The 10,514-nt window shown below is 58.3% G+C and carries 4 protein-coding genes; 3 read left to right on the top strand and 1 reads right to left on the bottom strand.

Going from position 1 to position 10,514, the window contains the following annotated elements; all coding sequences use genetic code 11:
* Positions 1-237 precede the first annotated feature (237 nt).
* The 3 genes from recC to recD are packed head-to-tail and all read left to right on the top strand — an operon-like array spanning position 238 to position 9,469.
* On the top strand, positions 238-3,690 hold the full coding sequence (gene recC / locus KGB21_RS28140; RefSeq protein WP_223507407.1) for an exodeoxyribonuclease V subunit gamma: 3,453 nt from the start codon (positions 238-240) through the stop codon (positions 3,688-3,690).
* Complete coding sequence (recB, locus tag KGB21_RS28135) at positions 3,687-7,379, top strand: exodeoxyribonuclease V subunit beta (RefSeq protein WP_223507406.1); 3,693 nt, start codon at positions 3,687-3,689, stop codon at positions 7,377-7,379. Before recC ends, recB begins: the two co-directional genes overlap by 4 nt.
* Entirely contained in the window at positions 7,376-9,469 is a 2,094-nt protein-coding gene (gene recD / locus KGB21_RS28130; RefSeq protein ID WP_223507405.1) for an exodeoxyribonuclease V subunit alpha, read from the top strand. Before recB ends, recD begins: the two co-directional genes overlap by 4 nt.
* On the opposite strand, the gene KGB21_RS28125 is transcribed toward recD, so the two are convergent.
* A complete protein-coding gene (locus KGB21_RS28125; RefSeq protein ID WP_223507404.1) occupies positions 9,466-10,413 on the bottom strand; it encodes a LysR family transcriptional regulator in 948 nt (315 codons plus the stop codon). The genes recD and KGB21_RS28125 overlap by 4 nt on opposite strands.
* Between the last annotated feature and the right edge of the window lie 101 nt (positions 10,414-10,514).

Genomic DNA, 10,514 nt, shown 5'->3' with positions numbered 1-10,514 from the left:
TCCCATCCCGAACTCAGCAGTGAAACGATGCATCGCCGATGGTAGTGTGGGGTTTCCCCATGTGAGAGTAGGTCATCGTCAAGATTAAATTCCGAAACCCCAATTGCGAAAGCAGTTGGGGTTTTGTTTTGTCCGCAGGAAAGTTCGTACAGCACTTCCGGACAGGTCCACGCTGTCATCACCCCACGACAATGCTAAGGTTCGGACCTAGCGTTTGTATTTTCCAAGGAAGCCTATATGCCGGACGCAACCTCCCTTACTGCTGGTTTTATGGTGGTTCACGGCAACCGTCTGGACGAGTTGCGTAGCCTGGTGGTGAGCTGGATGCGACGCTATCCGCTAGCTCCTTTGGAAAATGAAATTGCTCTGGTACAGAGTAACGGCATTGCCCAATGGCTGAAGCTGGCCCTCGCAGAAGATGCTGACGATGACGACATGGGCGGTTGCGGAATCGCTGCTGCCATCGACGTGCAGTTACCCGGCAGCTTCATGTGGCAGCTTTATCGAATGGTCCTGGGACGTGATGAAATTCCGGCCAAGTCGTTGCTCGACAAGGCTCCGCTTACCTGGCGCCTGATGCGGCTTCTTCCGCAACTGATCAACCTGCCGCACTTCGAGCCTCTGCAACGCTTTCTAACCAATGACCCCGATTTGCGCAAACGCTATCAGTTGGCTGAACGGTTGGCGGATCTCTTCGACCAATATCAGGTGTACAGGGCCGACTGGCTCGAAGACTGGGCAGAAGGGCGCCATCAATTACGTAATGGCAGAGGTGAGGCCAAGTCGTTGACCCCGGCCAACTGCTGGCAAGCAGAACTGTGGCGCGCGCTGTTGCTGGATGTCGGTGAAGAAGGCATGGCGCAAAGCCGCGCCGGCGTGCATCAGCGATTTATCGAACGCATCAACAGCCTCGCAGTTGCCCCTATCGGATTACCCTCACGGGTGATCGTTTTCGGCATTTCTTCTCTGCCCGCTCAAGCCCTGGAGGCTCTGGCCGGGCTAGCTCGATTCAGCCAGGTGTTGCTGTGCGTCCATAACCCGTGTCGTCACCATTGGGCGGACATCGTCGCCGATAAAGATCTGTTACGGCATCAATACAAGCGACAGGCTCGCAAGAGCGGTATGCCATTTGTACTCGACCCACAGACCTTGCATCAACATGCCCATCCTCTGCTCGCTGCATGGGGCAAGCAAGGGCGGGACTACATTAATCTGCTCGACAGCTACGACGATCCCAACAGCTATCGCTCGGCTTTTCGCGACGGTCGCATCGACCTGTTCAGTGACAGCCAGCCATTGAACATGCTCAATCAGCTGCAGGATGACATCCTTGAATTGCGACCCCTCAGCGAGACTCGCGAGCGTTGGCCGGAAGTTGATCTGACAAAGGACCAGTCGATACGCTTTCAAGTTGCTCATAGCGCCCAGCGAGAAGTCGAGATTCTTCACGATCAGTTGCTCGCGCGCTTCAGCGCCGATCCGCAATTGCGCCCCCGCGATGTGATCGTCATGGTTCCGGACATCGATAGCTATGCACCGCATATTCGGGCGGTGTTTGGTCAACTTGAACGCAACGATCCACGATTCATTCCTTTCACGCTGGCTGACCAGGGCCAGCGTGGCCGTGATCCGTTATTGATCGCTGTCGAACATTTGCTCAAGCTGCCTGACAGCCGTTTTCCTGTGAGTGAAATTCTCGATCTGCTGGACGTTCCGGCATTGCGCGCTCGCTTTGGCGTGGAGGAGCGTGATCGTCCGACTCTCCACCGCTGGATCGAAGGTGCGGGCATCCGTTGGGGCATGAATGCGCAGCAGCGAGCGAACCTCGGCTTGCCTCAAGCGCTGGAGCAAAACAGTTGGCGTTTTGGGCTGCGACGGATGCTGCTCGGTTATGCCGTTGGCAGTGCCGATGCCTGTGAAGGTATAGAGCCTTATGACGAGATCGGCGGTCTCGATGCGGCGCTTATCGGCCCATTGGTAGCACTGCTCGACGCGCTCGAAATTGCCCACTACGAACTCACGCAACCGGCATCGCCGCAGCAATGGAGCGTACGCCTGCAAACATTGATGTCGCTGTTCTTCCAGGCGAGTAACGAACATGACGAGTACCTGTTAACCCAATTGGAAGAGCTGCGTAAAACCTGGCTCGATAATTGTGAATCGGTAGGCTTGCAGGACGAACTACCTCTGACTGTCGTCCGTGAAGCCTGGCTTGCCGGTCTTGATCAGGGGCGCTTGTCACAGCGCTTTCTGGCGGGTGCGGTTAACTTCTGCACCTTGATGCCCATGCGCGCGATCCCGTTCAAACTGGTCTGTTTGCTTGGCATGAATGACGGCGACTACCCGCGAGCGCAACCTCCACTGGACTTCGACCTCATGGGCAGCGACTACCGTCCAGGTGATCGCTCGCGACGTGAGGATGACCGCTACTTATTGCTGGAGGCTCTGCTGTCGGCTCGTGACCAGCTGTACATCAGCTGGGTCGGCCGCAGCATTCGCGACAACAGTGAACGTCCGGCGTCGGTACTGATCGGCCAGTTACGTGACCATCTGGCCAGCGGCTGGCGATTGATCGAACCCGATTCGGACCTGCTTGAGGCCATTACCCAGGACCACCCACTGCAACCTTTCAGCGCTCGGTACTTCCATGAAGGCGATGATCTGTTCAGCTACGCCAATGAGTGGCAGGCGCTTCATCGAGAAACGGATCGCGCCGCTGACATCAGCATCCTGGATACCCACGTTCAGGAAGAGCCATTGAGTCTCGGTCAGCTGCAGGATTTCCTGCGCAACCCGGTGCGGCATTTCTTCAGTCAGCGACTGAAAGTGTTCTTTGAAGCTGCCGAAGAACCTTTAGCGGATGAAGAGCCATTTGTACTCGACGCGCTGCAACGCTATGGCCTGAGCCAGAGCTTGCTTGAAGCGGCACTGGCAGATCCGGATGACACTGATCAGGCGCTGGTGACGCAGGCCCGACGCTTGCAAAACAGTGGCCTGTTACCCATGGCCGGCTTTGGAGAAAGTCTGCAGCGTGAGTTGATTGAGCCGTTACCGGATCTGCTTCAGCGTTATCAACAGCTCCTGGCTTTGTGGCCCACTCCACTGACCAGTGCCCTCCCGGTAAGTCTGGAGTTGCATGCCCTGCGTCTCGAGGGTTGGCTCAGCGGTCTGCATCAACGTGCGGATGGTGGCTTGCTGTCCGTCACAACAATCCCCAACAGCATCGGCTCGACCAAGTCTCGCAAGTGGCATCGGTTGACGCGCCCGTGGGTTATTCATCTGGTTGCTTGCGCCAGCGGTATGGCGTTGACCACCGCGTTGGTGGCCAGTGACGACAGCCTGATACTCGGTCCGATGGAAGAGCATTCAGCGTTACAGATACTGGGCGACCTGCTTTTAGCCTGGCAATCGGGTATGCGCCAACCTCTGCCGACCGCGGTGAAGACCGCCTTCGCCTGGCTGGGACAAACCGATCCGGTCAAAGCCGAGGCGGCTGCCCGCAAGGCTTATGAAGGCGACGGAATCACCACTGATGGTGAGCGACGCGAAAGCGTGGCGCTTGCACGTCAATTTGCTGATTTCGATGCGCTAACTGCTGACGAGACTTTCCCCGATTGGTGTGACGCTCTTTATCGGCCGCTGCTTGAAGCTCCCTGGCGTTCCATGGCCAGCGAGGAGGCTCGCTCATGACCAGCAAAACACCTTTGGCGCTGGCATTCCCGCTGCGCGGCAGTCAGTTGATTGAGGCCAGCGCCGGGACCGGCAAGACGTTTACCATTTCTGCACTGTATCTGCGCCTGGTCCTCGGCCACGGCGGGGAACTCAGCGGTTTCGGGCGCGAGTTGTTACCTCCGCAAATCCTTGTTGTGACGTTTACCGATGCCGCCACTAAAGAGCTGCGCGAACGTATTCGGACCCGTCTGGCTGAAGCTGCACGGTATTTCCGCGATGAAACGCCAGCACCTGATGGCCTGATTGCCGAACTCCGTGGACAGTACTTGCCGGAGCAATGGTCCAGTTGCGCAAACCGCCTCGACATCGCCGCGCAGTGGATGGATGAGGCTGCGGTTTCAACCATCCACAGTTGGTGCCAGCGCATGTTGCGCGAACACGCGTTCGACAGTGGCAGCCTGTTTACCCAAACCCTGGAAACCGACCACAGCGATTTGCTCGGCGAAGTCCTGCGCGATTACTGGCGACTGTTTTGCTACCCGATGCAAGGCGACGCATTGAATTGGGTTCGCGGCAATTGGGGTGGACCGGCGGCTTTGTTGCCACGGGTTCGAGGGTTGTTCGCTAGCGAGCGCGACAGCGTTGAAGGTAAAGAACCTGCGGAGCTGATTACCGAATGCTTGCAAGAGCGACGGGCTGCATTACTTGAACTCAAAATGCCTTGGTGTCAGTGGGCGGATGAACTGCTCGCCCTCTGTCACGAGGGTGTCGCCAGCAAGAGTGTCGATGGACGCAAGATGCAGCCGCGTTACTTCGAGCCGTGGTTCGAGAAAATCAAAGCCTGGGCCGAAGACGAATCCCTTGAACAACTGGATATCGGTACCGGCTTCACGCGCCTGACCCCCGACGGTATGGCTGAAGCCTGGAAGAAGGGCGAAGTGCCCTCTCATCCCGGCCTGGACGCAATGCCTGGCCTGAAAACACGTCTTGATGAATTGCCGACTCCCGATGCCGCAGTACTGCGACACGCCGCCCATTGGGTAGGCGCACGGTTCGAGGAAGAGAAACGTCGCCGTGCGGAAATGGGCTTCGACGACATGTTGCTGCGCCTCGATGCAGCCTTGCAATCCGAGGGTGGCGAGCGTCTGGCGACCTTGATCCGCGAACAGTTTCCGGTAGCGCTGATCGACGAATTCCAGGACACAGACCCGGTGCAGTACCGGATCTTCGAAAGCATCTATCGCATTGAAGACAACAATCCCGAGAGCGGTCTGTTCCTGATCGGCGACCCGAAACAGGCGATTTATGCCTTTCGCGGCGCGGACATCTATACCTATCTGCGCGCCCGTCAGGCAACCGCTGGCCGGCTGCATACCCTGGGCACCAACTTTCGCTCCAGTCATGGCATGGTCAAAGCCGTGAACCATGTTTTCGAACGTGCCGAGGCGCGTGAGTCCGGGCGCGGGGCCTTCCTGTTTCGGGAGCAGAATGGTGACAACCCGGTACCGTTTCTGGCCGTGGAATCCCAGGGGCGCAAGGAAGTTCTGCGCATCGATGGTCAGGTCGTACCCGCGCTAAATATCTGGCACTTGTCCGCCGAGCAGCCATTGTCCGGTGCTGTGTACCGACAGCAACTGTCCGCCGCTTGCGCCAGTGAAATCACCGCTTTGCTCAACGGCGGACAACAAGGTCGTGCGGGTTTCGTACTGGACGGCAATGACCTCAAAGGCCTGCTGCCTGCGGACATTGCAATCCTTGTTCGCGATGGCAAGGAGGCCCAAGCCGTCCGCGCAGAACTGTCTGCCCGAGGCGTGCGCAGTGTTTATTTGTCTGATAAGGACTCGGTGTTCGCTGCTCAGGAAGCTCACGACGTTCTGACCTGGCTCAAAGCCTGTGCCGAACCGGACGCCGAGCGGCCACTGCGTGCCGCGCTCGCCTGTATCACGCTGAACTTGTCATTGCCGGAACTGGAGCGACTCAACCAAGACGAACTGGCCTGGGAAGCACGTGTGATGCAGTTCCGCGGTTATCGTGAGCTGTGGCGCAAGCAGGGTGTGTTACCGATGCTGCGACGCTTGCTGCATGACTTCCAGTTGCCCCAGGCACTGATTGCACGCAGCGATGGCGAACGGGTGTTGACCAACTTGTTGCACCTGTCCGAATTGTTGCAACAGGCAGCCGCCGAACTCGACGGCGAACAGGCGTTGATCCGGCATTTGTCCGAGCACCTGGCGTTGTCCGGCCAGGCCGGCGAAGAGCAGATCCTGCGACTCGAAAGCGATGAGCAACTGGTCAAGGTCGTGACCATTCACAAATCCAAAGGGCTCGAATATCCCCTGGTTTTCCTGCCGTTTATTTGTTCGGCGAAGCCGGTGGATGGCAGCCGTTTGCCGTTGCATTACCACGATGTCACGGGCAAGGCTCAAGTAACCCTGAACCCGACTGCCGAGTTGATTGCCCTGGCCGATGATGAGCGGCTGGCCGAAGATCTGCGCTTGCTTTATGTGGCTTTGACCCGGGCGCAACATGCCTGCTGGCTGGGGGTGACGGACCTCAAGCGTGGCAGTAACAACAGCTCGATGTTGCACCTTTCGGCATTGGGTTATCTGCTGGGCGGCGGGGCGTCATTGGCCGAGTCGACTGGTTTGAAGCGATGGCTGGAAGATCTGCAGCAGGATTGCCCTGCGCTGGTTTACGGGGAGATGGCGCAAGCTACCGCTGAGTCTTACCATCCACCGCAGAACGAAGCGGCGCTGCTTGCGCCGTTGATTCCGAAACGCAAGGCCAGCGAAAACTGGTGGATTGCCTCTTACAGCGCCTTGCGCATCAGCGACAGTCTGAGCATTGGTACTGATGAAGCACCCGAGAGCCCGCAGGCGCAAAAACTCTTCGACGACGAGCGTCTGGATCAGCAGGCTCCCCGAGAAATGTTAACTGGCGGTGCCGATATCCATCGGTTCCCCCGTGGCCCGAATCCGGGCACGTTCCTCCACGGATTGCTCGAGTGGGCCGGCGACGAAGGTTTTAACGTCACGCCGCAAGCGGTGGAGGACGCCATTGCCCGTCGCTGCAATCGCCGTGGCTGGAAAGGCTGGATAACCACGTTGAGCGATTGGTTGCAGCATTTGCTCAAATCTCCTTTGCCGGTCGGTACCGGGCAAGCCCCAGTGGTTTTCGATCAATTGACCCACTACCAGGTCGAGATGGAATTCTGGTTCGCCAGCCACAAGGTCGATGTGCTCAAGCTCGACGCGTTGGTGTGTCAGTACACTCACAGCGGCGTGGCTCGTGTGGCCGCCGAGCCAGTGTTGCTCAATGGCATGTTCAAGGGTTTCATCGACCTGACGTTCGAGCACGACGGCCGCTACTACGTCGCCGACTACAAATCCAACTGGCTCGGTGTCGACGATGCGTCTTACACCGAGCAGGCCATGGAGCAGTCGATCCTCGATAACCGATACGACCTGCAATACGTGCTCTACCTTCTGGCCCTGCATCGCCAACTCAAGGTTCGACTCGCCGATTACGATTACGACCGGCATGTTGGAGGGGCGTTGTACATCTTCCTGAGGGGAACGCGTGCGGCCAGTCAGGGCGTGTATTTCGCCCGTCCGCCACGAGAGTTGATCGAACGACTGGACCGTATGTTCCAAGGTAAGCCAGAGCCCAAGGCCGAACCCGCCTGGGAACAGGGAGTATTGCTATGAGTCGCACCTTCGCCGATTTGCTACCGACGGCATTGGATTCCGATAGCCTGGCGGACCTTGCTCCATTGACTCGCGCTGATGACTTGCTGTTGTTGCTCGCGCGTTGGGTCGAACGTGGCTGGTTGCGAGCACTGGATAAAGCCTTCGTGGCTTTCCTCCACGAATTGGCACCGGACGATGATCCTTTGGTGCTGTTGGCGGCTGCATTGACCAGCCACCAATTGGGCCACGGCCATGTTTGCCTTGATCTGTTCGAGACATTGAAAGAGCCGGACTTCGCGCTGTCGCTGCCACCGGAAGGCGATCTGCAAAGTGGCGTGATGTTGCTGCCATCGCAGTTGCTCGAGGCGTTGGACGGCGCTCATTGGTGCAAGGCACTGGCTTCCAGCCGTCTGGTCGCATTGGCGGCCGATGGGCGCGAAGGCGTACAGCAGCGGCCATTGGTGTTGTCAGGCAAACGCCTCTATCTGCGTCGCTACTGGGCTTACGAGCGACGGATTGACAACTCATTGCGTCAACGCTTGGCGGAACACGAAACAACACCGGATGACTTGCCTCAACGCCTCACCGGGTTGTTCGGTCCGGCCAAGTCCGGTGAGGTGATCGACTGGCAAAAACTCGCTTGTGCCCTCGCTACCCGTAGTGCATTCAGTATTGTCACCGGCGGTCCGGGTACCGGTAAGACCACAACGGTCGTGCGTTTGCTTGCGTTACTCCAGGCACCGGCGGTCGAAGCCGGCAAGCCGCTGCGCATTCGTCTTGCGGCACCGACCGGTAAAGCGGCGGCGCGGCTGACGGAATCCATCAGCCAGCAAGTTCGAACGCTGAAAGTCACTGACGCCATTCGCAACAAAATCCCGTCTGAAGTCACCACTGTTCACCGCCTGCTCGGCAGTCGTCCCGGTACGCGACATTTCCGGCATCACGCCGGTAATCGTTTGCCGCTGGATGTGCTGGTGGTGGATGAAGCATCGATGATCGACCTGGAGATGATGGCCAATCTGCTCGATGCGCTTCCGGCCCACGCCCGTCTTGTGCTGCTCGGTGACAAGGACCAACTGGCATCGGTGGAAGCCGGTGCCGTGCTGGGTGATCTGTGTCGCGACGCCGAGGCTGGCTGGTACAGCCCGCAGACACGCCAATGGCTGGAGGCTGTCAGCGGTGAAAGCCTGCAAGCCAGTGGCTTGCAAGAAGACACCCAAGGCAATCATCCCCTGGCCCAGCAAGTAGTGATGTTGCGCCACTCGCGGCGATTCGGCGAGGGCAGCGGTATTGGTCAGCTGGCTCGCTGGGTCAACCAGCAGCAACCTGATGAGGCTCGCAAGTTACTGGCGGCTCGAAGCCACGACGACGTGTTTTCCTTGTCTCTCAAGAACGAACAGGATCGGGCGCTGGAGCGTTTGTTGCTCGAAGGTCATGGTGAAGGGCCGCAAGGTTATCGGCATTACCTGAGTGTGCTGCGCAATCAACGGCCGGCGCTCGGCAGCCCGCTCGATGATGCGCGCTGGGCCGAATGGGCCCGGCAAGTGCTGCAAGCCTTCGACGCTTTCCAGTTGTTGTGTGCTGTGCGCAAAGGGCCGTGGGGCGTGGAAGGGTTGAACCAGCGAGTGACCGATGCGCTGCTGAAGGCTCGCCTGATCGACAGCGACCAGCAATGGTACGAAGGGCGGCCCGTGCTGATGACACGCAATGACTATGGTCTGGGCTTGATGAACGGCGACATCGGCATTGCGTTGAAACTGCCTGAACGGGATGGCCCCGACGCTGGCAACCAGGTTCTTCGAGTGGCGTTCCCACGCAACGACGGGCAGGGCGGGGTGCGTTTCGTCCTGCCAAGTCGACTCAACGACGTTGAAACCGTGTACGCCATGACCGTGCATAAATCCCAGGGCTCGGAATTCGCTCACACAGCTTTAATCCTGCCTGATGCCTTGAACCCTGTGCTCACCAAGGAACTGATCTATACCGGTATTACCCGGGCCAAGGACTGGTTCACACTGATCGAGCCGCGTTCGGGCGTATTTGAAGAAGCGGTGAGACGCAAGGTCAAACGTCTGAGCGGACTGATGCTGGAGTTGAGCGCCGATTAATCGGCGAACAACATTTCTCGACTTTCACCCATCAACAGGCGCTGATTCTGCTCAGTCACCGAGCGAATGTAATCCCATAACAGGGTGATCCGCTTGAGCTTCCTCAGGTCCTCGCGGCAGTACATCCAGAACTGGCGAGTGATGTTGATCTCTTGCGGCAGCACCGGCAGCAAACGTGGATCCTGCGCGGCAAGGAAGCATGGCAGGATCGCCAGCGAGCGCCCTTGCTGTGCGGCCACAAATTGCGCGATCACGCTGGTGCTGCGCAGATTGGCACTGGCGCCGGGCAGCACGTTCGCCAGGTACAGCAGCTCCGAGCTGAACGCCAGATCGTCGACATAACTGATGAAGGAATGCTTGCCCAAGTCTGCCGGGCGGCGGATGGCCGGCTGTTTGTCGAGGTATTGCTGGGTTGCGTACAGCTGCAGGCGGTAGTCGGTCAGCTTGCAGCACACGTAGGGTCCGTGTTCGGGGCGCTCCAGGGCGATGACGATGTCTGCTTCGCGCTTGGACAAGCTGATGAAGTGCGGCAGCGGCAGAATGTCCACCGAGATCGCCGGGTAGGCGTCGACGAAATGGCTCAACTGCGGTGTGATGAAAAAGCTGCCAAAACCTTCTGTGCAGCCCATTCGCACATGGCCGGACAACGCTACTCCGGAACCGGAAACCTGCTCGCAGGCCATGTGCAGCGTGCTTTCAATCGACTCGGCGTAACCCAGCAATCGTTGGCCTTCAGCGGTCAGGACGAAACCGCTGGTCCGGGATTTCTCGAACAATAAAGTCCCCAATGAAGCTTCCAGCGAACTGATACGCCGCGACACGGTGGTGTAGTCGACCGCCAGGCGTTTGGCGGCGGTGCTGGCTTTGCGGGTCCGGGCGACTTCAAGGAAAAACTTGAGGTCGTCCCAGTTCAACGAGCCTAAAGACGTGATGTTTTTTTGCATGATGGACCGGCTTTTATGTTCGTTCTTATTAGAAGTTTGCACATCTATACTCCAAAAACAGTCCGACAAACAATTCGCGACACACGCCTCATCTCAAGGCG

The sequence above is a fragment of the Pseudomonas sp. GL-RE-29 genome (genome assembly GCF_019947275.1).
GTDB classification, from domain to species: domain Bacteria; phylum Pseudomonadota; class Gammaproteobacteria; order Pseudomonadales; family Pseudomonadaceae; genus Aquipseudomonas; species Aquipseudomonas fluorescens_A.
This window is presented reverse-complemented; position numbering and strand designations above follow the sequence as displayed.

Coding starts and splice junctions, on each gene's coding strand:
- recB (WP_223507406.1), top strand. CDS start 3,687: ATGACCAGCAAAACACCTTTGGCGCTGGCATTCCCGCTGCGCGGCAGT.
- recC (WP_223507407.1), top strand. CDS start 238: ATGCCGGACGCAACCTCCCTTACTGCTGGTTTTATGGTGGTTCACGGC.
- recD (WP_223507405.1), top strand. CDS start 7,376: ATGAGTCGCACCTTCGCCGATTTGCTACCGACGGCATTGGATTCCGAT.
- KGB21_RS28125 (WP_223507404.1), bottom strand. CDS start 10,413: ATGCAAAAAAACATCACGTCTTTAGGCTCGTTGAACTGGGACGACCTC.